24 protein-coding genes and 1 riboswitch are annotated in these 23880 nt (G+C 53.2%); of the genes, 5 read left to right on the forward strand and 19 right to left on the reverse strand.

Annotation, left to right across the window (positions count from 1 at the left end; all coding sequences use genetic code 11):
* Positions 1 to 16 precede the first annotated feature (16 nt).
* From AALG83_03505 to mraZ, 3 genes are read right to left on the reverse strand one after another with little or no spacing between them, the layout of a single operon-like run.
* Entirely contained in the window at positions 17 to 532 is a 516-nt protein-coding gene (locus tag AALG83_03505; GenBank protein ID MEY8382216.1) for a hypothetical protein, read from the reverse strand.
* 28 nt (positions 533 to 560) lie between these two features.
* Positions 561 to 1478, reverse strand: coding sequence for a 16S rRNA (cytosine(1402)-N(4))-methyltransferase RsmH (rsmH, locus tag AALG83_03510; GenBank protein ID MEY8382217.1), 918 nt, complete (start codon positions 1476 to 1478; stop codon positions 561 to 563).
* A complete protein-coding gene (mraZ, locus tag AALG83_03515; protein ID MEY8382218.1) occupies positions 1475 to 1906 on the reverse strand; it encodes a division/cell wall cluster transcriptional repressor MraZ in 432 nt (143 codons plus the stop codon). The genes rsmH and mraZ overlap by 4 nt, the downstream gene beginning before the upstream one ends.
* A gap of 269 nt (positions 1907 to 2175) precedes the next feature.
* Between mraZ and AALG83_03520 the strand changes: the two genes are divergently transcribed.
* The gene (locus AALG83_03520) at positions 2176 to 2598 is read left to right on the forward strand and encodes a DivIVA domain-containing protein (GenBank protein ID MEY8382219.1); all 423 of its coding nucleotides are present in this window, start codon (positions 2176 to 2178) and stop codon (positions 2596 to 2598) included.
* 214 nt (positions 2599 to 2812) lie between these two features.
* On the opposite strand, the gene AALG83_03525 is transcribed toward AALG83_03520, so the two are convergent.
* The 7 genes from AALG83_03525 to AALG83_03555 form a co-directional block, all read right to left on the reverse strand.
* Complete coding sequence (locus tag AALG83_03525; GenBank protein MEY8382220.1) at positions 2813 to 4444, reverse strand: peptidoglycan-binding protein; 1632 nt, start codon at positions 4442 to 4444, stop codon at positions 2813 to 2815.
* Positions 4431 to 4673, reverse strand: coding sequence for a hypothetical protein (locus AALG83_03530; protein MEY8382221.1), 243 nt, complete (start codon positions 4671 to 4673; stop codon positions 4431 to 4433). The genes AALG83_03525 and AALG83_03530 overlap by 14 nt, the downstream gene beginning before the upstream one ends.
* A gap of 367 nt (positions 4674 to 5040) precedes the next feature.
* Entirely contained in the window at positions 5041 to 6669 is a 1629-nt protein-coding gene (groL, locus tag AALG83_03535; GenBank protein MEY8382222.1) for a chaperonin GroEL, read from the reverse strand.
* 18 nt (positions 6670 to 6687) lie between these two features.
* The gene (locus tag AALG83_03540) at positions 6688 to 6972 is read right to left on the reverse strand and encodes a co-chaperone GroES (GenBank protein MEY8382223.1); all 285 of its coding nucleotides are present in this window, start codon (positions 6970 to 6972) and stop codon (positions 6688 to 6690) included.
* Between the two features lie 276 nt (positions 6973 to 7248).
* The gene (locus AALG83_03545) at positions 7249 to 8004 is read right to left on the reverse strand and encodes a biotin--[acetyl-CoA-carboxylase] ligase (GenBank protein MEY8382224.1); all 756 of its coding nucleotides are present in this window, start codon (positions 8002 to 8004) and stop codon (positions 7249 to 7251) included.
* A complete protein-coding gene (locus tag AALG83_03550; GenBank protein MEY8382225.1) occupies positions 7991 to 8623 on the reverse strand; it encodes a RecX family transcriptional regulator in 633 nt (210 codons plus the stop codon). Before AALG83_03550 ends, AALG83_03545 begins: the two co-directional genes overlap by 14 nt.
* Positions 8620 to 9351: a peptidoglycan-binding domain-containing protein gene (locus tag AALG83_03555; protein MEY8382226.1), complete on the reverse strand. Its 732-nt coding sequence runs from the start codon at positions 9349 to 9351 to the stop codon at positions 8620 to 8622. Before AALG83_03555 ends, AALG83_03550 begins: the two co-directional genes overlap by 4 nt.
* A 217-nt stretch (positions 9352 to 9568) precedes the next feature.
* Here AALG83_03555 and AALG83_03560 point away from each other — a divergent pair, with 217 nt between their 5' ends.
* Positions 9569 to 10087, forward strand: a complete 519-nt coding sequence (locus tag AALG83_03560) for a cob(I)yrinic acid a,c-diamide adenosyltransferase (GenBank protein MEY8382227.1) — start codon at positions 9569 to 9571, stop codon at positions 10085 to 10087.
* A gap of 60 nt (positions 10088 to 10147) precedes the next feature.
* On the opposite strand, the gene dapD is transcribed toward AALG83_03560, so the two are convergent.
* From dapD to dapA, 3 genes are read right to left on the reverse strand one after another with little or no spacing between them, the layout of a single operon-like run.
* The gene (dapD, locus tag AALG83_03565; protein MEY8382228.1) at positions 10148 to 10849 is read right to left on the reverse strand and encodes a 2,3,4,5-tetrahydropyridine-2,6-dicarboxylate N-acetyltransferase; all 702 of its coding nucleotides are present in this window, start codon (positions 10847 to 10849) and stop codon (positions 10148 to 10150) included.
* A gap of 31 nt (positions 10850 to 10880) precedes the next feature.
* On the reverse strand, positions 10881 to 11591 hold the full coding sequence (dapB, locus tag AALG83_03570) for a 4-hydroxy-tetrahydrodipicolinate reductase (protein ID MEY8382229.1): 711 nt from the start codon (positions 11589 to 11591) through the stop codon (positions 10881 to 10883).
* Between the two features lie 10 nt (positions 11592 to 11601).
* A complete protein-coding gene (dapA, locus tag AALG83_03575; GenBank protein ID MEY8382230.1) occupies positions 11602 to 12486 on the reverse strand; it encodes a 4-hydroxy-tetrahydrodipicolinate synthase in 885 nt (294 codons plus the stop codon).
* Positions 12487 to 12719: 233 nt separating this feature from the next.
* A riboswitch (Lysine riboswitch) is annotated at positions 12720 to 12888 on the reverse strand.
* 117 nt (positions 12889 to 13005) lie between these two features.
* On the opposite strand from dapA, the gene AALG83_03580 reads away from it, so the two are divergent.
* Both AALG83_03580 and AALG83_03585 read left to right on the forward strand, forming a co-directional pair.
* On the forward strand, positions 13006 to 14106 hold the full coding sequence (locus tag AALG83_03580) for an amidohydrolase (GenBank protein MEY8382231.1): 1101 nt from the start codon (positions 13006 to 13008) through the stop codon (positions 14104 to 14106).
* A gap of 18 nt (positions 14107 to 14124) precedes the next feature.
* On the forward strand, positions 14125 to 15258 hold the full coding sequence (locus tag AALG83_03585; GenBank protein ID MEY8382232.1) for an aminotransferase class I/II-fold pyridoxal phosphate-dependent enzyme: 1134 nt from the start codon (positions 14125 to 14127) through the stop codon (positions 15256 to 15258).
* Between the two features lie 127 nt (positions 15259 to 15385).
* Here the strand turns inward: AALG83_03585 and AALG83_03590 are convergent, their stop codons facing one another.
* From AALG83_03590 to AALG83_03600, 3 genes are all read right to left on the reverse strand, one after another.
* Entirely contained in the window at positions 15386 to 15910 is a 525-nt protein-coding gene (locus AALG83_03590; GenBank protein MEY8382233.1) for a hypothetical protein, read from the reverse strand.
* A 229-nt stretch (positions 15911 to 16139) separates the two neighbouring features.
* The gene (gene gdhA, locus AALG83_03595; protein MEY8382234.1) at positions 16140 to 17471 is read right to left on the reverse strand and encodes an NADP-specific glutamate dehydrogenase; all 1332 of its coding nucleotides are present in this window, start codon (positions 17469 to 17471) and stop codon (positions 16140 to 16142) included.
* Positions 17472 to 17644: 173 nt separating this feature from the next.
* On the reverse strand, positions 17645 to 18028 hold the full coding sequence (locus tag AALG83_03600; GenBank protein MEY8382235.1) for a S24 family peptidase: 384 nt from the start codon (positions 18026 to 18028) through the stop codon (positions 17645 to 17647).
* 132 nt (positions 18029 to 18160) lie between these two features.
* Between AALG83_03600 and AALG83_03605 the strand changes: the two genes are divergently transcribed.
* A complete protein-coding gene (locus AALG83_03605) occupies positions 18161 to 19612 on the forward strand; it encodes an NAD(P)H-hydrate dehydratase (GenBank protein MEY8382236.1) in 1452 nt (483 codons plus the stop codon).
* Positions 19613 to 19662: 50 nt separating this feature from the next.
* On the opposite strand, the gene AALG83_03610 is transcribed toward AALG83_03605, so the two are convergent.
* The 3 genes from AALG83_03610 to AALG83_03620 all read right to left on the reverse strand — a co-directional run bounded on the left by AALG83_03610 (position 19663) and on the right by AALG83_03620 (position 23871).
* Complete coding sequence (locus AALG83_03610) at positions 19663 to 20181, reverse strand: N-acetyltransferase (protein ID MEY8382237.1); 519 nt, start codon at positions 20179 to 20181, stop codon at positions 19663 to 19665.
* Positions 20182 to 20186: 5 nt separating this feature from the next.
* Positions 20187 to 20471 carry a Dabb family protein gene (locus tag AALG83_03615; GenBank protein MEY8382238.1) on the reverse strand — a complete coding sequence of 95 codons (285 nt, stop codon included), beginning with the start codon at positions 20469 to 20471 and terminating at the stop codon, positions 20187 to 20189.
* Positions 20472 to 20703: 232 nt separating this feature from the next.
* Entirely contained in the window at positions 20704 to 23871 is a 3168-nt protein-coding gene (locus AALG83_03620; protein ID MEY8382239.1) for an HsdR family type I site-specific deoxyribonuclease, read from the reverse strand.
* Between the last annotated feature and the right edge of the window lie 9 nt (positions 23872 to 23880).

The raw sequence follows: 23880 nt of genomic DNA on the forward strand, positions 1-23880 counted from the left end.
TAAAATCAGTCTGCGCCTATTTCAGCAAGCCCACCATGCCGTTCCATAGCTCCGCATACCATGGCGTCTGCTGTGCCTCCGCCTCGGGCTCTGCCATGGAAGGCTCGCTAAACTGCACATAGCAAATCTGCGCATAGCTTGGAAAATCCATGCCAAACCGCTGCTCAGCCGCATCCGAAATCTGCTGCACAGTGCACTTGGTATTGATGGAAAGCTCCACTTGCTCGCTCTGTGCCGCTAACACATCTATATTCTCTTGCAGCTCAATATTTGCCAGTTTGTTGGAAGAAATTGCGGCATACCCCGAAATGACCGAAGCCAGCAAGACAAATACAACCAGCGCCGTCAGGCAATTATAGACGGCATTCCTGCGCTGGATACGCGTAACAGGATGCACTACATAGCTGACAGCCGGGTGCCGGTTTTTCTTTCTTCTCTGCTGCCCTCTGCGCTGCGGGACTCTATCCCACTCGCTCTCCTGGAATGGAGCGATGTAGTCATATCCATTTGCAGCTCTCTTCAGGTTATCCATCGGTATTCCTCCGTTTATCGGCCGCTTTTCAGCACCGTTCAAATATTCTCAGTTTTGCGCTCCTGGAGCGCGGGTTTTGCTCTATCTCCGCCGCATCCGGCAGAATAGGCTTTCGCGTGATGATTTTACCCTTGCTCACCTTGCCGCAGACGCATTTGGGAAAATCCGGCGGGCAGGTGCAGGGATTCTGCGCAGTTTGAAAGACTTTTTTCACAATGCGGTCTTCCAGGGAATGGAACGTGATGATGGCAAGGCGCCCACCCGGCGCAAGCACATCGATAAAATCGTTTACCGTATCTTTGAGGGAATCCAGCTCGCCGTTCACTTCGATGCGAATGGCCTGGAAAGATTTTTTGGCCGGGTGTCCCCCACTGCGGCGTTTTGCCGCGGGAATGGCATTTTTGATGATCTCTGCCAGCTGCGTCGTCGTCTCAATCGGCCGGTTTTTCACGATGGCCGCCGCGATTTTGCTCCCAAAGCTCTCTTCGCCGTATTCGTAGAGAATGCGCGCCAGCTCTCTTTGCGGATACTCATTGACAACCTGATAAGCGCTCAGGCTGCTGCTCTGATCCATGCGCATATCCAGCGGCGCCTCCTTGGAGTAGGAAAAACCCCGCTCGGCCTCATCCAGCTGGAAAGAGGAAACGCCGAGATCCAGCAATGCTCCATCTGCCCTCAGCTCTCCCATCCCCCGCATGATCTGTGCGATATTTTTGAAATCATCGTGAACGAAAGCAACTCTTTGCACATACGGCGCCAAACGCTGTTTGCAGCGCTCTATGGCCGCGATATCTTTATCAATGGCAATTAGCCTGGCCTTGGAAGCTCCTAAAATCCCTTCAGAGTGGCCTCCGCCGCCCAGGGTTCCATCGATAAACAGGTTTCCCGTTTTCAGCGGCAGCGCCGCCAGAGACTGCTCATAGAGCACACTTACATGCCCGCTCATATGCCAAGCTCCGCCAGCTGTGCCAAAACGCTCTCGAACTCCTCGTCTGCCTCCTCGCAGTAGTTGTCCCAATTTTCTTTGGACCAAAGCTCGACGCGGTTCATCGCGCCGATGGCGACAACTTCTTTTTCCATTTCCGCCTTTTCTCTCAGGCGGGAAGGCAGAAGGATTCTCCCCTGCTTATCCGGCTTTACCTCTTCCGCAGAGGCAAAAAGCATACGCAGGAAAACTTGTCCCTTGCTGTCCGTCATGGGAATGCTCTTCATCTTTCCGGCGAACTCCAGCCACATTTCCGAGGAAAACACAAACAGGCATTTACCAATGCCTCTTGTAACAATGAAGTTTTCCCCCAGCTCCTCTCTGAACTTGGCGGGCACAAATACGCGCCCCTTCGCATCCAGAGTGTGGGCATATGTTCCGGTAAACATGATGCACTCCTCTGTGTGAATTTCACCACTTCACACCACTTTAAACCACTTTCATAGTTATAATTCTAAATATTCGCCTATTATTTGTCAACTCCTTTTTACCAGAATTCATTTTTAGGCGATAGTAAAATTCTGGAAAGGCCCTGCGCCTAAACTAGTGTTTTTTCGCTGTTTTTTTCGGGAATGCATGGCGCATCTCGACAGTTTCTCTTTTCGCATTTTTTTAAAATGAAAGAAGTAAAAAAGAACTGCGTGGAGGGAATATGCAAATGATGACTGCAAAACGAAACCGCCAGCCCGATCCCCGTGCACGGCTTGCTCAGCTGACAGAGGATTACGAGAACCTGGCCAAGGAACAAAAAGAGCGCATTTTGACATTGCGCAACGAGAATGCAGCGCTTAGCCAGCGCCTCAAGGCATATGAAGAGAAAGAGGATGCGCTTTCTGCCGCGCTTGTCAATGCAGAGCGCACAGCCAGCCAGATTATTCGCGTTGCGCGGGAGCGCGCAGAGGGCATTATCAGCGAGGCGCGGGACGAAGAGCGCAAAACCAAAGAACGCCTGCGCCAGCACACGCTCCTGCTTTCAGATTTGGCCGACCGCTGCGACAACATTATGAAAAATATTCAAAGCGAGCTGCGCAAAGCGCCCAAAGGCTTCTGCCTGGAACTCATCAATAAGAAAGAGGCATAAAAAAAGAGAGGGTACCCTCTCTTTTTTTATGCCTCTTCCATATTTCAATCTTTGAACTGTTTTCTTTCTACTAGAAATTTTGGCTCCAGGGCTAGTTTCAAATGCAAGGCGATTGGCAAGCTGCGCTTGAGCGCCATGTTTTACCCTTCCCCCATCACCCACTCATGATGCAACAAAAAAAGAAGCGGCATTTTGCCGCTTCTTTTTTATCAAGCTAGAAAATTCTCAATCCTTTGACGAAATGACTCGTCCAGTAGGAACTGCTCTGAATATTCTCGCAAATTCTGATTTTTCCCTGCGTGGAGGACGCATCGATCATCCGTCCGCCGCCCAGATAGATGCCCACATGGCCCTTAAAGCTGATGACATCGCCGCGCTGCAAGTCGTTCATATTCGAGATGATCGGGTATTTCGTGCAGCCCTGCCATGTCGCAGAGGTCATATAGCCCTGATTGACTCCTGCCTGATTGAGGCAGTAGAATACGAAGCCGGAGCAATCGAACACATCTGGCCCTTTGCCGCCTAGTACATAGCGCTTTCCAAGCTGTTGCTCTGCCACCGCGATAAAGCGCTCGACGCCAGCCGAATCTGCGCTCCCCGTCGCCTCGTCGCCAGCGGGTTTGCTGGGTTTGCTCGGCTTGGAAGAGTTGCCCGAAGAGGGCTTGGAGGTATCCGTGCTGGGCTTAGAAGTGCTGGTAGAAGCCGCCTTCTTCGCATCGCTGGAGAACAGCACAGAGCTAGTCTGCGCGCCCACCTTGCCGTCTGCCGTCAGGCCGTTGCGCTCCTGGAAAGCCTTGACTGCCTTCTCAGTATCCGAGCCAAAATAGCCCGTGGATTTCTTCATATATTTCAGCTCGATCAGGCGATCCTGAATGCGCTGCACTTCGTCTCCGCTGGTGCCCAAAATCCAGGCATTGGCCTGCGCATCAGAGGAGAGGATGCGGTTCTTCGTCTCCGGGCCAATGGCGCCGTCTGCGATCAGGCCGTTTCTCTCCTGGAAACGCTTGACAGCGGCCAGCGTCTTATCGCCGTAATAGCCAGTGCTGTCTTCCGCGGCCATGTATCCCAGCGTTGCAAGGCGCTCCTGAATGGCCTTCACTTCATCACTGCGCTCGCCATAGTTCATCGCCTTGACGACGACATCTTCCGAATAGAGCTTTTCTTTGGTTTGATGCCCGATTTTGCCGCTGGCATTCAGGCCGTTGCTGGCCTGGAAATCCTTGACGGCGGCTTCGGTCTCTTCGCCGTAATAGCCAGTGCTCTTGCCCAGATACCCCAGCTGGATCAATCGATCCTGCAAACGGCTGACGTCCTCGCCGTCATCTCCAATGCCCACGCTATAAGGCTGCGCATTTTCGCTCATCAGCAGGTCGTATACTTCCTGCGTCAGAATGCCGGTTTTCTCAATGCCGTGCTTTCTCTGGAAGCACTCGACGGCATTTGCCGTCATCGGGCCATAGAGGCTGGTCGTCTGGTCGTGATCCATATAGTCAAGCTCCATCAGACGCGCCTGCACTTCCGGCACCAGCTCCGCATTTTCCATACCTTCGGCCAAAGGCTCCTTCACCTTGGGTTCCGGAGTGGGCTCTGGCGTCGGCTCGGGCGAAGGCTCAGCCGACGGCTCGCCGTCCAATACTTCAACGCCAGTTACGGAAAGTTTCTCGCTGGCCTTCTTCTCTTCGGCCTGCGCCAAAACTCTTGCCTCATCCTGCTGTGTCTTCTGCTCTTTATCCTCTTGCGCTCCGGCAAAAATCGCAACCGGCGTAAACACGAGGACCACGATTGCCGCCATTAAAGAGACTGCCCTCGCATAAGTAAGCCAACTCATCTTCTTATGTCTGTTCATAAATCTCTCCCATTTCATCTTTAGCTTTGCATTGACCTCCACAAAGAATCCGCAGACTTTTTGGCCAAAGGCTTTGCTCTTTGCCCAGAAAGCTGAAATGCCATTTGTCTTGGATCTGGTATACTTTGTTTTGTAAGCCGCCCGTCTTTTTCTGCGAGCTTCGGACATTTTCGGTTTGCGGATAGCCTTGCTGTAAAGACTCAGGAAAAAGCAGGTTACGCTCTCCCAAAATCTCTTCAGACGCTCTTTCATAAACACTGTCCTTTCAATTTCGCATCAAAGCGTTTTTTTGATATTGGCATTATACTACCAAAAAATTTTTTTGACAAACCGCAAGGCTCTTTGCAGAGCCAAAATTGCCTGAATATGGAAAGATCCCTCTTCAAAAATCGCCGTTGTATCAGGCTTTTTTCGGTCTCGTAAACAAACTGTGAACACTGTATAATTGCACGCTGTTTTGCATAAATTTTGCTTTTTTTACATTCTCCGCACAGGGAGATTTCGTGGCTGAGCCGGCGCCTTTTCGTCCATTTTCCACGCCATATTTTGCCACAAAAAAATGCGGCAGATAACTCTGCCGCATTTCTCGTATTCTCTTAGTACATGCCGCCCATGCCGCCGCCAGCAGCCGGAGCAGCCGGTTCGGGAGCGGGGATATCCGTTACGATGCTCTCGGTCGTGAGAAGCATGGATGCAACGGAAGCCGCATTCTGAAGCGCGGAACGCGTAACCTTGGTCGGATCCAGGATGCCTGCCTCGATCATATCGATGAACTTATCCTGATATGCGTCGTAGCCGAAAGATTTGCTCTGGTTCTCGCGCACTTTCTCGACGATGATGCTGCCCTCGATGCCTGCGTTTGCGGCAATCTGGCGAATCGGCTCTTCCAGAGCGCGGAGCACGATGGAAACGCCGGTTTTGATATCGCCGCTCTCCTGCTCCATCAGCGCCTTGACCTTGCCCTCCACTTTGAGCATTGCCGTGCCGCCGCCGGGAACGATGCCCTCTTCCACAGCCGCTCTCGTCGCAGCCAGAGCATCCTCGATGCGCAGTTTCATTTCCTTCATCTCGGTCTCGGTTGCAGCGCCAACCTGGATAACAGCTACGCCGCCGGCCAGTTTTGCCAGGCGCTCCTGCTGTTTCTCGCGGTCGTAATCCGAAGTGCAGTCCTCGATCTGATTGCGGATGGAGTTGACCCGAGCTTTGATTTTTTCGGGATCGCCCTTGCCCTCGACGATGATGGTGTTTTCTTTATCGACTTTCACCTGCCGTGCGGAGCCCAGCATATCGACAGTCGCTTCTTTCAGCTCCATGCCGACTTCTTCCGAGATGACCGTGCCGCCCGTCAGGATAGCGATGTCTTCCAGCATAGCTTTTCTTCTGTCGCCAAAACCGGGAGCCTTGACGGCGACGCAGTTGAACGTGCCGCGCAGTTTGTTGAGCACCAGCGTTGCCAGCGCCTCGCCTTCCACTTCCTCCGCGATGATGAGCAGCTTCTTGCCCGTCTGCACAATCTGCTCCAGCAGCGGGAGAATTTCCTGAATGTTGGAAATCTTCTTATCTGTGATCAAAATGTAGGGATCGTCCAAAACTGCTTCCATTTTGTCCGTATCCGTCGCCATATAAGCGGAGGCATAGCCTCTGTCAAACTGCATGCCCTCCACGACGACCAAATCCGTTTTCATGGTCTTGGATTCTTCGACGGTGATAACGCCCTCGTTGCCAACCTTCTCCATCGCCTGCGCGATCAGGTGGCCGATATTCGCGTCGTTTGCGGAAACAGATGCAACCTGCTCGATAGCGGCAGAACCCTCGATGGGCTTGGAAAGCTCTTTGAGACCCTCAACAGCCGCCTCGGTCGCGGCCATAATGCCCTTTTTCAAAACCATGGGGTTTGCGCCGGCCGCCACGTTCTTCAGCCCCTCGCGGATCATGGCCTGAGCCATCAGGGTCGCCGTCGTCGTGCCGTCGCCGGCAACGTCGTTGGTCTTGGTTGCAACTTCTCTTACCAGCTGCGCACCCATGTTTTCAAATGGGTCTTCCAGCTCGATTTCCTTCGCGATGGTAACGCCGTCGTTTGTGATGAGCGGGGAACCGAATTTCTTATCCAGCACGACGTTTCTGCCCTTGGGCCCCAGCGTCGCCTTTACCGTATCCGCCAGCTGATTGACGCCGCTCTCCAGCGCGCGCCGCGCATCTTCACCGTATTTAATCTGTTTTGCCATGGTGTATCTCCTTCCTAATTACTCTACCACTGCCAGAATATCCGACTGCTTGACGACGATGAACTCCTCGCCATCCAGCTTGACTTCTGTGCCCGCATATTTGGAATAAATCACGCGGTCGCCCTCTTTGACGTACATCGTGATCTCTTTGCCATCCACAACGCCGCCCGGCCCTACCGCGACGACTTCCGCCATCTGCGGCTTCTCCTGCGCGCTGGACGTCAGCACCAGGCCGCTCTTGGTTACTTTCTCAACTTCAACCGATTTGATGACAACCCTATCCGCCAACGGCTTTAGCTTCATTTTCAAACCCTCCTTAAAAAATCATCTGCATTTCATTCAATGGTTGTTAGCACTCTTTTACATCGAGTGCTAACAACTATTATTATAGAGAAGTTGCCAAATTATACAAGATGTGTGGCATTTGAAAAACGCGCAGTTTTCACGCTTTATTTCTCATTATCTCTCAAAATCTCTCTCTACTTTTTATTTCCATCTATTTACCTTTTATTCATATTTTTGGCAAAACTTTTGCGCGGTTTCCATGCAAAAAGGAGGATGCTTCTCCATCCTCCTTTTTTATGCCTCTTTGGGCCGTATCCGCTGAGTCACTTCCCCAAAGCGAATGCGCCGCACCTCGCCGTCTTGCGTTTGCAGCAGCAAATCGCCCTCCTGCGAAACCCCGATGCAGAGGCCCTCTGCCTCCCCTGCGCAAACTTCTTTTCCCTGCAAATAGGAGCACGCCTGGTATTCCTCCCGAAGCGGCGGAAAACCCTGGGCAAAAAAGCGTGCCAGCCGGGCATCCAGATGCCGCTTCAGCCCAAACACGACTTCTTCCAGCCTTTGCTTTCTTCCGAGGATATTTCTGATGGAAATTGCCCGCTCTGCAATTTCCGCATCAAACTGCTCCTGATTGACGTTGACTCCGATGCCGATGACAATTCCCAGAAGACGCGCTCCTTCATAGATGCCCTCGCATAAAATGCCGCAAAGCTTGCGGCCTTGCGCATAGATATCGTTGGGCCATTTGATCTGCGTTTCCACTCCCAGATCCCGAGCGGCATCCGAGACGGCCAGCGCCACGCACAGCGTTACTGCCCCCATCTCCTGCTGTAGGGCGGGATAGTAGAAGCTGGCATAGACGTTCTCTCCCTCCGAGCTCCAGGCTCTGCCCAGCCGCCCTCTGCCTGCCGTCTGCCGCAGAGCGACCGCCATCATCTTGTGCTCGGCCGCCCGCTTTTTGAGAAATGTGTTGGTCGAATCCACCTCTTCCAGGCAGAACAGCTCTGTATCCCGCGCATCAAGGCCCGCTCTCAGCCGCTCAAAATAGCTCATCTTCCTCTTCTCCCAGTTCGCTCAGTACTGCGCGGATATCGTCGTAGGAAAACCCGCGCCGGGCAAGCGCCGCAAACATCTTTTGCCTGCGCTTTGGCTCCGGCTGATCCGCATATTTCCGGCGCAGTTTCTGCGCCAGCGCCAATGCCGCCGCCTGCTGCCCTTCTTGGGAGAGCTCCAGATTCTCCTCGATCACCTGCCGCTCCACGCCCCGTTCCATGAGCTTTTGGCGCATGGCTCCGGCGCCCAGCTTTTCCCCATAACTGCGCGCAAATTCCCGCACATAGGCGGCGTCGTCCAAATAAGAGTATTTCTCCAGCGTCTCTGCCGCCTGAGCAATGCTCTGCGCATCGATGCCCTTTTTAGCGAGGTGCTGTTCCAGCTGCCGCCTGGTTCTGGGAGCATAGGCGACATAGGCCACGCCGATCTCCTTGGCGTATTTGACGGTATCTTCCCGCTTCATCTCCTCCAGCAGCTCATCCGAGACCTGCATTCCCTCTTTGAGATGATAGCGCAGCACAGTCTCCACGGAAAGAGAGGTCAGAAAGCCATCTTCATCCGAGATATTATACCGGTTCTTATTGCGCTTTTGCGGCGCAATCTCTCTGATCTCCCTCATGCGTTGGTCCCTGCCGCCAGATAGACGTTGCTGTGGTGCTCCGCATCCAAAATGCCGCCCATATCCGAGCCGCTCTCAAAAAAATAGATATCGATTTCCCCGGCGGCGTTGCGCGTCCCGAAAACAGAGGCCGCAAAGCGCCTGCCGCCCGCTTCCACAATCGCCGGGCGCTTTTCCCAGGTGTAGCTTCCGCCAAAGCAGGATAAGAACACCTGCTCGCCGTCCGCCCCGGCAAAAACTGCGTTCACATGGTTCTCGCCGCCTGTGCGCCGCACCTGATAGGTCTTCTGCGTCTTATAGTCCATCACAGTCGCCGTCTGGCCCACCGTAAACACGCTGTTTACCTCCTGCCAATTTGCCAGTTCTCCCGGCTCCGGCTTGCCCTGCCCGCCCGGACCGATGACTCTTGGAATCCCGGGATTGCCTGCCGTGCGCGCAAGGCCCCGGCTATAGAGCTTGGAAAAGGTATTTTCGCCAAAAACGCCTGTGGAGGAAATCCCGTTGCGCGCCTGAAAGCTGGCGACCGCAGATTTCGTCATATCGCCATAGGAGCCGGTCGGCCGAAAATGCAGGTAGCCTAAGTCAATGAGGCGTTGCTGCAGCATGACGACGCTCTGCCCCGTCGCCCCCTTTTCCAGGGGAAGTTCATCTAAAATTGCCGCTCCTGCCCCCAAAGGCACGAGCAGCAGAATCAGCAAAAATAGGAGAAAGAATCTCGATTTTTTCATAAGCCCTCCCGTCAGTCAAAGAAAGTGTAACACAATTTGCAGAGCGCTTCAAGCGGCATATCATTTCGCCGCAGTGCAAAAAGAAGAGGCACGCTTGCTCTTGCCTTTATCATGGTAAAATGAACGCACGAAGGGCCGAGCGTTCACTGACGGCTGCCACCAGCGCACACCGCGCGCTGACGACATGGTATCATAAGAAAATAAGGAGTGAGCTTCCATGCAAGATTACTGTGTTCATATTTATTACGGAGATGGCAAGGGCAAGACGACCGCCGCCGCCGGGCTATGCCTTCGCTGCCTGGGCACCGGATTGGGCGCTTTGTTCTGCCAGTTTTTAAAGGATGGATCCAGCGGCGAGATTCAGCCTTTGCGGCAGCTGGGCGCCCAGATTCTCACAGAAGGGCCTGCCGAATTTCTCTGGCAAATGCCCCCGGAAAAACAGCGGGAATACTGCCGCGCACAACACGCACTCTTCCAAAGGGCCAGTGAGCATATGGCCAGCGGCGCATATCAGATTGCCATTCTGGACGAAGCGCTGGATGCGCTCTCCCAGGGCATTTTGACCGAATCCGAGCTCTGCCAGGCCATTGCCGCCGCAAAATGCGAGGTCGTGCTGACTGGCCGCGCGCCAACCCAGGCTCTGCTTGACATAGCCGACTATGCCACACAGATGCGCGCCGTCAAGCACCCCTTCGCATCGCGCCGCGCCCCTGCGCGCAGAGGAATCGAATATTAGCCTGCCCAAAACAAAAAAAGCCGCCGGAAAATTCCAGCGGCTTTTCATTCTGCTCTTTTGCTATTTCAGCTCCCGCAGTGCGGCAACCAGCTCCGTTTTGCCCAGGGTTTTCTCATCCTTCTGCTTGATGACCCGGGCAGGCGTCCCTGCGACGACCATATTCGGCGCAACATCCTCTGTTACGACGGCGCCCGCCGCCACAACCGCGCCTTTTCCGACGCGCACGCCCTCTAAAACCACGGCATTGGCGCCGATGACCACATCATCCTCCACGATGACCGGTGTCGCGCTGGGCGGCTCGACCACACCGGCCAGCACAGCTCCCGCGCCCACGTGGCAGTTTTTGCCGACTGTCGCCCGGCCGCCCAGAACGACGCCCATATCGATCATGGTGCCCTCGCCGATGACTGCGCCGATATTGATGATCGCGCCCATCATGATGACGGCATTTGCGCCAATCTCCACCTGCTCGCGGATGATGGCACCCGGCTCGATGCGCGCCGCAATTTCCTTCTTATCCAGCATGGGGATGGCGGAGTTTCTCGCGTCGTTCTCGATCTGGATTTTCTCGATCTTATCCGCATTTTTTTCCAGAACCGGGCCGATCTCCTTCCAGTCGCCAAAGACGATCTTCATGCCGCCCTGGGCGCAAAATTCCATCGCCCCCGGGAAGCAGACCGGCTCCTTTTCCTGAAGGAAAACCCGCACAGGGGTCTTTTTTTCGGATTTCTGAATGTATTCGATAATCTGATAGGCGTCCATATTCGTATTCTCCTTTTGTCGTTGGTATTCGCTAAAACAGCACATTTTGCAGATCGTAGAGGCCGGGCGCTTTGTCTTTGAGCGCTTCCGCCGCCCGCACCGCGCCCACGGCGAAAATGCGCCGGCTGGTAGCCGAATGCGTGATGCACAGCGTCTCATCCTCGCCGAAGAAATAGACACTGTGCTCGCCTGCGACCGTGCCTCCGCGCAGAGCAAATACGCCGATTTCATCCTGGCTGCGCTTGCCGCACATGCCCTCTCGCCCGGTTACGATTTCCCGCTCCCCCGCGGGATCGATAGCCTGCACCAGCAGTTTTGCCGTTCCGCTGGGCGCATCGACCTTCTGATTATGGTGCTTTTCCACCACTTCCACATCGAAGCCTTCCCGCAGCATGGGGGCAAACTGCTCCAGCATCTTGCGGAACACCGCAATGCCCAGGCTGTAGTTTGCACTGTGCAGAACCGGGGCATACTCCGCCAGCTCGGCCAGCGTCTGCCGCTCCTGCTCTCCGAATGCCGTCGTCCCGCTGCAAAGAGCCGTGCCCGTCCGCCGGATATAGCCGGCCAGGGAGGGCAGCATACCGGGGTGCGAAAAATCCAGAACAACATCCGCTTTGGGCAAAGAGGCAAAGGCTTCTACACTATCAATATCGATGCGCGCCACAATCTCATGGCCGCGCAGCACAGCCTGCTCCTCCAGCATTTTTCCCATTTTGCCATAGCCGGATAATACAATCTTCATAGTTCTCTCCTTACTGCACCTTCAGGCCGGCTTCGCGCATGATGGCCGCCAGCTTTTCCCGCTTGGCCTGCGGCATTTCATACAGCGGCAGCCGGAATCCGCCCACGTTCATGCCCATCAGGTTCATGGCTTCCTTGACGGGAATCGGGTTGACCTCCATAAAGAGCGCGTGGATGAGATCCAGATAGCGCAGCTGAACGGCCAGCGCCTCCTTCTGCCGCCCCTGGAGATAATCCATGACCATATTATGGCAGGTTTTCGGCATAATATTTGCCCAGACCGAGATGACGCCCACGCCGCCCAGCGCCAACAGCGGGACAGTGATATCGTCGTTGCCGCTGTACATGACAAAGTCGTCGCTCAAAAGCCGTGCCACTTCGCTGGCATAGGCGATATCGCCGCTGGCTTCCTTGATGCCCATGACATTGCCATGCCGGCTGAGCCGGGCGACAGCCTCAACGGGAATCGAGCAGCCCGTGCGCCCGGGGACATTATAGAGAATGATGGGCGCCCCGGAGACGTCCGCCGCCTCTGCGAAATGGCGGTACATGCCTTCGGCGTTCGTCTTATTATAATAGGGAGAGATGCAGAGCAACGCATCCGCCCCCATCTTGGAATATTTGATGCACTTATCCATCTGTGTGCGCGTCGAGTTGGAGCCGCCGCCGATGATCATCGGAACGCGCCCCGCCACATGATCGATGGCAAACTGGCAAATTTTCTCGTCCTCTTCGTGTTCCGTCGTCGCATTTTCGCCCGTCGTCCCCATCATCAAAATGCCGTCCGTCCCGCTTTCAATATGCCAATCCAAAAGCTCCCGGAGCTTTCCGAAATCCACGCTGCCATCCTTTGCAAACGGCGTTACCAATGCAACAATCGAACCCTTTACTGCCATAATTTTCTCCTTTGCCCTACCAGGCGAATCTAGACTTTGTTTTTATCTCCGCAATGCTTCCGGGCGGCGCTCTGCGCCCCCGTGATGGCTTTGCTCAAGGCCCATTTTTTTCTGCAAAAAAGGCCCACTGCCATCACCCCCTTTATCCTTCATCAAAAAAGCCAGCAGGGCGCAATCCCCGCTGGCGAATACACACAAAAGCTGCGCCTTGCTGCCGCAGATTGTATTTCTAGCCATAAGATAGCGCTCCCGCATGTATCATGCAGACAGTGCCACGGGTTTTCCCCGAAGCCCCATCCCCTTCGCACGCCTGCTCCGGGAATTCGGCGAAATTGCCCCCTCCTGCCTTCCTCGCTCGCCAGCTCGGGCAGAACTCTTCGTTTTCGCACCTCTATCATAATGTTAGCAAAATCATATCATTCTCACCGCAAAATTGCAAGCACTTTTTGGCCGCCGCCGGCATTTGCATTCGCCCGGGCATTGGGGTACAATTATTTTATGAACCAACAGGAGGCTCTCATGCTAGAAAAACTCACCGCGCACCGCCGCGCACTGCACCAGATTCCCGAGCTGGATCAGCAGCTTCCCAAAACCAGAGCATATCTCGAGCAGGCTTTGCGCCCGCTGCCTTGCCGCATTCTGCACCCATATGGGGATGCGGTCTGCGCTTTCTTTGACGCGGGAAAAGAGGATGCCGTTGCTTTCCGCAGCGATATGGACGCGCTGCCCATACAAGAGCAAAATGCGCTTGGTTTCCGCTCCCGCCACGAGGGGGCCATGCACGCCTGCGGCCACGACGGGCATATGGCGATTCTGCTCTGCTTTGCCGAATGGCTTTCGCAGAATCTCTCCTCTCTGCCGCATAATGTGCTCCTGATTTTCCAGCCCGCCGAAGAGACGACAGGCGGCGCAAAACATATCTGCGATTCGGGCATATTGGAACAGCTTCACATCTCGCATCTTTTTGGCCTGCATCTCTGGCCCAGCCTGCCCGCCGGCGTCATCGCATCCCGCAGCGGGGCCCTCATGGCGCAGTCCAGCGAGTTGACCATTGAAATTTGCGGCAAAAGCGCCCACATCGCCCGGCAGGAGGATGGCATCGATGCCTTAAGCGCCGGGGTTCAGTTCGTACAGCGCGCTTACCGCATGGCGGAAGAATTTGAGCCGGAGCAGTTCCGGCTGCTGCGGTTCGGCCGAATGCAGAGCGGCTCTGCCCGCAACGCCATCAGCGCCTATACGCGCCTGGAAGGGACGCTGCGCACTTTTTCAGGCAGTCTGCACCAGGCTTTGGCGCAGAACCTCTCTGCCATTGCGCGCTCACTGGAGGGCGAGCTGGGCTGCCAAATTTCCCAGCATATGAGCGAAGGGTATCCGCCCGTCCATAACTCCCCGCTGCTCTTTGAGCAAGTTTTGCAGAGCCTTGGCCAGGAGAATCTAGTGGTCTTGGAAAAGCCCACGCTGATCACCGAAGATTTTTCCTTCTACCAACAGCGCCTGCCCGGCATCTTTTTCTTCCTTGGCATCGGCGGAGACCAGCCCCTGCATTCCGATCGCTTTAATTTCGACGAACAGCTTTTGGAGCCTGGACTCGCGCTCTTCCAGAAGCTGCTCTATCTCTAACGCATAAGGAGCATCTGTATGAAACATCGCATGAGCAACCAACTTCTTTCCCTCTCTCCCAGCGGCATCCGCAAGTTTACTGCGCTGGCGCGGCAGGTGGAGGGATGCGTCTCCCTGACGATTGGCGAGCCGGATTTCAATACCCCAGAGCCCATCAAAGCCGCGGCAAAGCGCGCGCTGGATGAAAACCTGACGCACTACCCGCCCAATGCCGGCTATGACGCGCTCCGGGAGCGCGTCTGCCAGTTCGAGCAGGAGAAGAACGGCGTCTGCTATCGCCCGGGGGAAGTCATCATCACGGACGGCGCAACCGAAGGGCTTTTTTTGGCACTGCGCGGCATCCTGAACCCGGGAGACGAAGTCATCGTCCCCATCCCGGCTTTTGGCGTCTACGAGCCCATCATCCGCTTATCCGGCGGCGTTATGGTTCCGCTGGATACCAAGCAGAGCGGCTTTCAGATCGATGCCGGCGCGCTCTGCTCGCGCATCACAGAGCGCACCAAGGCGATTTTGCTCAACTCGCCCAACAACCCCACCGGCGTGGTCTATCATCAAAAGACGCTGGAAGGGATTTACGAGCTTGTGCGGGATCGGGATATTTTTGTCATCTGCGACGACGTCTACGCCCAGCTTTGCTATGGCGATTGCCCGAGCTTTTCCCAGTTCCAGCAGATTCGCGAAAAGATCATCGTGGTGCAGAGCTTCAGCAAGCCCTATGCCATGACGGGCTGGCGCATGGGCTATGTTTTGGCCGCCGCCCCCATCGCCGAGCAGCTTGTGAAACTGCATTCCTATACTGTGGTTTCGGCTGTCTCCTTCCTACAGCCCGCCTGCGAGCAGGCTCTGGCATATGATCCCGCCCCGATGATCGAGCAGTATCGCCGGCGCCGGGATGCTATGTGCATGCGCCTGCAAAAAATGGGGCTGCAAACGCCAGAGCCCGAGGGCGCGTTCTATTGCTTCCCTTCTATCGAAAAATACGGCCTGCCTTCCGAGGAGTTCTGCACACGCATGATCCATGAGGCCAAGCTGGCGGCTGTGCCTGGTTCCTGTTTTGGCACGGAAGGGCATATCCGCCTTTCCTATTGCTATAGCCAGCCCGAGCTGGAGGAAGGGCTGAATCGCCTGGAAGCGTTTCTGAAATCTTTATAGAAAAAGAGCAGAGAATTCTCTGCTCTTTTTGATATGGCCTATCATTTAAAATTTATCTTTTGCTCAATCTCCAACATAGCATCTCTCTAAAATTTACCTTGGCATAAAATACTTATTACTGCCATTTTTAGAAAACTTCAAAATATCCGTCATTTAATATACTCTGTTGCGCCAGTACTTTATATGCAAAATTTTCGACTTCTTTCGCATATTCTCTCATATCCCAATAATATTTAAAAAACTTGTCCCTTGTTTTCTTTAATACTTTATAACGTATTCCATTGAATACTACGTAGTCCCTTTTACCCACCTGTTCAAAATACAGCGAATTCTTGTCTTTTATTTCTGGGGTAAGATAAAAAGCAGTGATATCTTCCGCTTCCAACAACGCTTCAAGATATGCTTTTGCTAGCACCTTATGAATATGAAATTTATCAGAATCATATCTATATATACTATTGTTTCTATCATGATACGTTACCGTGGCAATTTCTTCTTGCCCCAAAAGTATTTTACAGGGAACAACCGGGCCAAACCCATATTCACATAGCAAAAAGGCATATTCCTTACAATATGGACAAAAAACTATGAGATTACGACTGATCTCGTATTCGAACTCATGATTACATTGTTTGCATTTTCCCAACTTCATAGCTTCATACCTCATCAATAATAATGTCGAGGAATTGTTTATGTTATGTATATCCTTATATTGCGATACCTCTTTATTATCATGAAAAATATCCGATGTCAAATTTTTGCGAAAGAGCATTCTGGTAAAACCACATGCAAAAACAGCAACAAGGCGATTGATTTTTACAGACTTTTTTTATTTTTCATACAAGAAAAAAAGCACCCTTGCGGGTGCTTTTCTATTTGCTTTAGACAACGCCATGCGCCAGCATGGATTTCGCGACCTTCTCGAAGCCGGCGATATTCGCGCCGACCACGAAGTTATCTTCCTTGCCATACTCTTTTGCGGCATCGCGGCACTGACGGTAGATGTTGACCATGATATCTTTGAGCCTTGCATCCACTTCCTCGAATGTCCAGGAAAGGCGCAGGCTATTCTGAGACATTTCCAGGCCGGAGACGGATACGCCGCCTGCGTTGGAAGCTTTGCCCGGTGCAAACAGGACGCCGTTCGCCTGGAAGTATTTGGTTGCCTCCAGCGTGGTGGGCATGTTCGCGCCCTCGCCGACCGCATAGCAGCCGTTTTTCACCAGCGCCTTTGCGCTCTCCTCGTTCAGCTCGTTCTGCGTTGCGCAGGGAAGCGCGATATCGCAGGGAATCGTCCAGATGCCGGAGCACCCTTCATGATACTCTGCACCCGTCTTCTCCGCATACTCCTTGATTCTGCCGCGCTTGACTTCCTTGATCTCTTTGACGATATCCAGCTTGATGCCGTCTTTATCGTAGACATAGCCGTTGGAATCCGACATCGCGACGACTTTCGCGCCGTACTGCTGCGCTTTTTCGCAGGCATAGATGGCGACGTTGCCCGAGCCGGAGATGACGACCGTCGAACCTTCGAAGGATTTGCCCTTTTCGCCGATCATCTCGTTGACGAAATAGATGAGGCCATAGCCCGTCGCTTCCGTGCGGGCCAGGGAGCCGCCATAGGTCAGCCCCTTGCCGGTCAGCACGCCGTGGAACTGGTTCTTCAGCTTCTTATACTGGCCAAACAGATAGCCGATCTCCCGGGCGCCTACGCCGATATCGCCGGCGGGGACATCCGTATCCGCATCGATGTGGCGGAACAGCTCGCTCATAAAGCTCTGGCAGAACCGCATCACTTCCATATCGCTCTTGCCCTTGGGGTCGAAATCCGAGCCGCCTTTGCCGCCGCCCATGGGAAGGCCGGTCAGAGAGTTTTTGAAAATCTGCTCGAAGCCCAGGAATTTGATGATGCCCAGGTTTACGGACGGATGCAGCCTCAGGCCGCCCTTATAGGGCCCAATCGCGCTGTTGAACTGCACTCTCATGCCGCGGTTGACCTGCACTTTGCCCTGATCATCCACCCACGGAACGCGGAAAATGATCTGGCGCTCAGGCTCAACGATGCGCTCCAAAATGCCAGCCGCTTCGTATTCCGGCTTCTTCTCAAAAACCGGCTCCAGCGACTCCAGAACTTCCTTGACCGCCTGCAAAAATTCAGGCTCGCCCGGGTTCTTTGCTTTGACGGATTCATAAACTCTCTGTGTGTACGTCATGTTCTCTTCCTCCTACATTCTCCGTTGCATCTGAACTACAAACTTAACATGACATTAATTATAGCAAAAATATGAAAGTTTGCAATAGTAAAATTTCAAAAATTCAGATTTTTTTCCATATTTTTGCGGAAATACCCCTAAAAAACTGCAAATACTCATTTTGATATTGCAATTCACAGACTTCTCATGCTCTTTGCTACCCTGCCGAAGATGCGCAGCCGCGAAGTTTCACGCGCGGGGAAAAAGCGCATGGGAAACGCGCGGTTCTCCGGGCAGAGCAAAATTCCCTTTTTCTGGCGCAAAACGCGGAAAAGCTCTGCCCTTCCCCCATCAATGGAGACTGCTGCATATTGGCCGTTTTGCACCTCGGCTCCCAGCTGAATCAGGACCAAATCGCCTGCCAGGATGCGCGGCCGCATGGAATCGCCGTGCGCATAGAGCAGTGCATAGCCCTGTATGCGAAAGGATTGCTCAAAGCCAAACTGCCAGAGGAAATTCTCCGGCGCTCTTTCTTCTTTCCTTTCTCTTTCCTTCCAATCTCCCTGCATCTCATTCATCCATTTATTTTCCAGTTATAGGAAGATCATACTACGGTTAGAAAATCGGGTAAAATATTGATTGTCCCATACAGTTCCCTCTTTCCACCTTTAAAGTATCAAGTTATAATGAATAAAAAGGAGGCGTCGAAAATGAAACAAATTGCATTGCCCAGCCAGGCGCGGGCAATCGATCAGGATATGATAACTCGCCAGAAGATACCTGGGCTGCTCCTGATGGAGCAGGCTGCTGCGGCCGTCTGCCAGGCGGCTATGCAGATACAGCCTTCGGCCGGGCGCATTCTCGCGGTGGCCGGAGGCGGAAACAACGGCGGAGATGCGTTTGCCGCCGCCCGCATTCTGTTGATAGCCGGATACGATGTTCAGGTTGGGTATTTTCCGGCAAAGGAGCTCCCTGCCGATGCAGCGGCAAATTTCGCTTTCTGGGAACACTCCGAGCGGCTCACCCTGCTGGATGATCAAACTTTGCCCGCATTTTTTGCGCAGCCCGCCGACATCATTTTAGACGGCATATTCGGCACGGGCCTGAACCGCGCTCCCTCCGGGCTATATGCCCAGGCAATCTGCGCAATCAACGAGCATCCGGCTAAAAAAATTGCCATCGATATTCCCTCCGGCGTCTTTGGCGAGACAGGAGCGGCCCCGCTGGCCGTCGCTGCTGACGCAACGGTTACATTTCAATATGCCAAGCCCGGCCATTTTCTTTTCCCTGGCCGCGAGAAAACCGGCAAGCTCCGCATTGCCAAAATCGGGATGGACGACCGGGAACTGCCGCTCAAGTGGGTGGATGAATTTTCACTCCCCGCCCGGGCCGCCAATACCCATAAGGGAAGCTACGGCAGGCTGGGCGTAGTTGCCGGCGCAAAAGGAATGGCTGGGGCCGCGCTGCTCTGCACCAGAGCAGGCATTGCCGCCGGAGCCGGGCTGACGACGCTGCTCTCCTGCGGATATGTCTGCGATAAGGCGCAAAGCAGCCTCCCAACTGCCATGGCGCGGGAAATCTCGCCGCACCCGGACTATATCGCACCCATGGATTTTACCGAGAACATGCTTGCCGGGTTTGACGCGCTGGCCGTTGGCCCGGGCATCGGGCAGGAGGAGCAAACCACAGAACTGGTGGCACGGCTCGCCAAATCTGATCAGCCCAAAGTTCTCGACGCGGACGCCCTGACGCTTCTGGCGCGCCAGCCGCTTTGCTTTGGTGCCAACACTGTGCTCACGCCGCATCCCAAAGAGTTTTCCCGGCTCTCTGGATTGAGCGTAGAGCAAATCCTGCAGGATCCCGTGCTCCATGCCCAGGCTTTTTCCCAAGAGCACGGCGTGATACTGCTCTTAAAAGGCGCCACGACAATCGTCGCCGCCGGAGATGAAGCTTATTTTATCACCGCCGGCTCGCCTGGCATGGCCAAGGGCGGCTCGGGCGACGTGCTGACGGGCGTCATCGGGGCGCTGTTGGCGCAAGGGCTGGAGCCAGCCCAAGCGGCATATGGCGGGGCCTATCTCTGCGGCAAAGCCGGCGAGCGTGCCAGCGCGGCCAAGGGGGAGCGCAGCATGACCGCCGAGGATACCATCGCGTTTCTTTAAGCTCATATAAAAAAGAGGCACTTCGCCTCTTTTTTATATGCCTCAAAATGCTATTCAATCGCTACCTGGCTTCCCTCTTTGCCTTGCAGGGCGCCACACATCAGCTCCCTCGCCATGCAGTTGCGCAAAGGCAGGCTGGCAGGCATGGGTGAAATGCCGTATTGCTCCATGCACGCAAAGCCATGGCGCGTATAGTAATCCGGGTTGCCGATCAGGAAAACCGCCGGATATCCAGCATAAACCGCACGCTGGCAGGCTTCGGCAATCAGCCTCCCGCCGATGCCGCGGCTGCGATACTCCTTTTTGACGCACAGGGGCGCGAGCAGCAGAGCATTTTCCTCTTCCCCTTTCGCATCAATCCACTTTGTTTTCGTTAGCATGATGTGCCCGATGAGCGCGCCGTCTTCTTCTGCGACCAAAGCAAAGCCGGGCAGATACCCTCCGCGCCGGCGCAGCTCCTCCACGAAATCCTGCTCCGTGCCGTCCGAAACCTGTGCCGTGGCGAACGCCTCCTGCACAAGCTGATAGATTTGCCCAAACTCTTCCGGCCGTTCTTCGCGTATTTTCATATGCCCTACTCCACGCTATAATCCACGCTGACCGTCCCCGTCCGGTGAGCGCGAATAAAGGCGCGCACCTCTTCGTGCTTTGGATGCTGGTCGTAAGCCTTGAGCCCCGCCTCATCCTCGAACGCCGCGATCAGAACCAAATCATAGGAACGCTCGCTCCCCATAAAATCCAGGCCAACCTCCATGCTTTTGAGCGTCGGAACCTGGCCGACCAGAGCCCGAAGCATTTCTGCGGCCTTGGCCGCATCTGCCTTATCCGCGAATTTCTGGCAAACAACATGCTTGATCATTGTATTTCCTCCCTCGAAACTTTCTTCTGTTATTATAGCAGGGAAACCGCGCCTGAGAAAGGCCGAATTCGCCCCAAAACCTCCCGCCGCCCAAAGCAAAAAGAGAGCGCAGTTTGGGGCGTTCACTTAGGGATTATTAAAAGCAATAATAATTTTTGAGTGACGTCCTCAAGCGGTGCCAACAAAAAGACCACACAACAGGCTGTATAGTCTGCGGTGTGGTCTTTTTTGTTTATCTGTCAGAATACTTCTTGAAGTTTTCAGCTTGCTCCATGACCTTCTCAAATACCTCTTCATCCCATTCTGGCGGATAGCCATTTTGGTACAAAAGAATTGTGAGTTCCATATTTAGCTGATTCTTGATATCATCACGGGTAGACCAATCTGCAAACTGAGCCTTATCGTCAACGAGTTCTTTGATTTTCTTTGCCAAAATCAAACACTTTTCATCAGCATAGGGGAACCCGTGGTCATCACGTACCTTGACCAGAATATCGTAAAATGCTTTTTCCTCAAAGCTGATACCCAACTTTTCAAAAGAGGTCTTATCCTCCTGCAAATCCTTCAAAATCTGTAGCAACTGATCAGACAGGTCATTAACGAAATCTGCAACGACCTCACTGGTAAATACCAGCTTGTCACGGCTGTTGTATGCCTCCACCACGCTACGAAGGCGTGCGTCAAATTCTTGTGCCTTTACCTTATTCGTGCGCCCATAGCTGTTGATAGCCTTACGGAGAAGTTTGAGCAACGCATTGAATTTTGTGATAGGCATTTTTACAGCATCCAATTCTGCAATAAATTCATCACTAAATAGATCTACGGATTTCTTCTCGTCCACGATATTTTCAATGCCGGTGCAGGCAATAGCGTTGCGAACCATTTCCTCAACCACGCGATTCATAATTTCGGCATCCGGGGCATCACCCTTGGTCTGTTTGTAAATAATGGAACGGATAGCAAGATAGAACTGTGCCTTAGCAGTTTCAATATCCGTCAATTCCCCGGATGGGAAACAAATCGTGTATGCACTCTTCAGCCTACGAGAAAGACCCATAAAACGAGTTTCCATCTCTTTATTGCTCTGCACATACTCTGCCGCCATGTTGAGACAGGTCAATCGTTCCAGTGGCTCACCGACATAGAATTTGGTGGAATTGAATCCAACAAGCAGTTCATCAATCATTGCCAGATGGTTACGAAAAATACCCAGCGTGATATTCAGTTCATCAACAGGGCTTTCCTGTGCGCTGCCATATTTCTTAACTGCTTCCATCATATTGTTTTTGATGCCGATATAGTCAACCACAAGCCCTTTGTCTTTACCATCGAAAACTCGATTGACGCGGGAGATGGTCTGGATGAGGGTATGTTTCTGCAAAGGCTTATCAATGTACATGACCGCAAGGGACGGCACATCAAAGCCAGTGATCCACATATCCACCACAACGGCAATTTTGAAATTAGAATTATTATTCTTGAACTGCCTGTCGAGCATTTTACGGTATTCCTTGGTGCCGCAAGCATCGAACAGGTCTTTTTCATCGTTTGCACCCTGTGTGGCCACGAGGTTGATTTTCGGCAGAGGCATCAGTTTATTCAACTGTTCCTCGGTTAATACCGACTCATCCTCGGCACGGTGCTTTTCACCCCATTCCGGGCGCACAGCAAGGATTTCCTGTAACAAACGGAATGCAACGGCTCTGTCGGAGCATACAATCATTGCCTTTTGTACGATTTCCGGCTTTTCGGCGCATAGTGCTTCATAGTGGAGTACGATGTCTGCCGCCAGTTTTTTGAGTCTGTCCGGGTGACCGAGGATGGCTCTCATCTGAGCCATTGCCCGCTGACTTTCTTCAATCTGCTCTTGTGTAGAGCCTTGCTCGGCGCAGCGGTCATAATATTTCTGAATTTCCTTCGCCTGTTCGTCCGACAGGATAACGCGAGCAAGACGAGGCTCGTATGCGATGCGGACAGTAATGCCGTCATCACTGGATTCCTTCATGGTGTAGCTATCAACCACATCGCCGAATACGGCAATTGTCTCATCCACAGGAGTACCGGTGAAACCGCAGTAGGTTGCATTGGGGAAACTGTCACGCAGATACTTTGCAAAGCCATAGGTAGTAAACACACCCTTATCGGTCTTTTTCAGTTTTGCACCAATGCCGGTTTGCGTTCTGTGGGCCTCGTCCGAAATGCAGATAATATTGCTGCGGTCGGAAAGCAGACCTGTTTTCTCGCAGAATTTCTGTATGGATGTGATATATACGCCGCCGCTCGGTCTGTCACCGAGGGTCTTGGCCATGTCTGCACGGGACTCGATACTGCGGACATCACTTTCATGTAGGAACTTTGTTGCCGTAGCAAACAGTTCTGCGGTCTGGGTGTCCAGATCCTCACGGTCAACGATAATGATAATAGTTGGGTTGTTGAATGTATCCGGGTCACGCAGGGCAATCATACGAGCCAGGAACAGCATCATATAGGTTTTACCACAGCCAGTCGCACCGAAGTATGTACCACCTTTACCATCACCGGCAGGGCGCAGATGCTTTTTGATATTTGCAAGCATCTTCCCGGCGGCAAAAAACTGCGGATAGCGGCACACTATGGCTTCGCTCTTTTTGCTGTCATCTGGGTAGAATACGAAATCCCGGAGCAACTGAATCACACGGTCTTTTGCAAAAGCACCGGCAATCATCGTAAAAAGTGAACTGATGCCATTGGAAACCTTATCCTGGTCATTCGCTTTATTCCAAGCATAGTAATAGGCATACGGTGTGAAAATACTGCCCATCTTAGTGTTAGCACCATCGCTGATGACCGACAAGAAGCAGTATTTCATCAGCTTCGGAATATCCCGGTTATAGCGGATGGTAATCTGCTCCCAGGCATCATACACCGTGGTGTCCTCGTTAATGGCAGATTTGAATTCACAAATGGCAATAGGAATACCGTTGATGAATACCAAAAGGTCAGGACGGCGCAGATGCTCCCCCTGGACGGAGTATTGGTTTACAACTTTGAAAATATTGTTCTGCGGATTTTCAAAATCAATGTAATCAATATGCAGAGCCACCTTGCTGACATCATCTCGCACGAGGTCAAAACCCTCATTGATGAGCCAGAAAGTTTCTCGGTTTCCGCTGTATAGAGGAGATGCCGGAATCAACTGCAACCGATTGATAATTTTCTGCAATTCCACTTTGCTCAAGCCATCCTTGGCGTAGCGAGCCTGCATAAACGCACGGAGGTCATCCAGGAGCAAAATATCCTCATATTTTCTGTGAATACTTTCACCGTGGACATAGGTATACCCCTGTTGCTCAAACAGAGCAATAATGGCCTCTTCCAACTGCGCTTCGGTGAATTGACCTTTTATGAATGTATAATCCACGCAGTTCCC

This window comes from Christensenellaceae bacterium 44-20 (genome assembly GCA_041223705.1).
Taxonomy (GTDB): Bacteria; Bacillota; Clostridia; order Christensenellales; family Christensenellaceae; genus QANA01.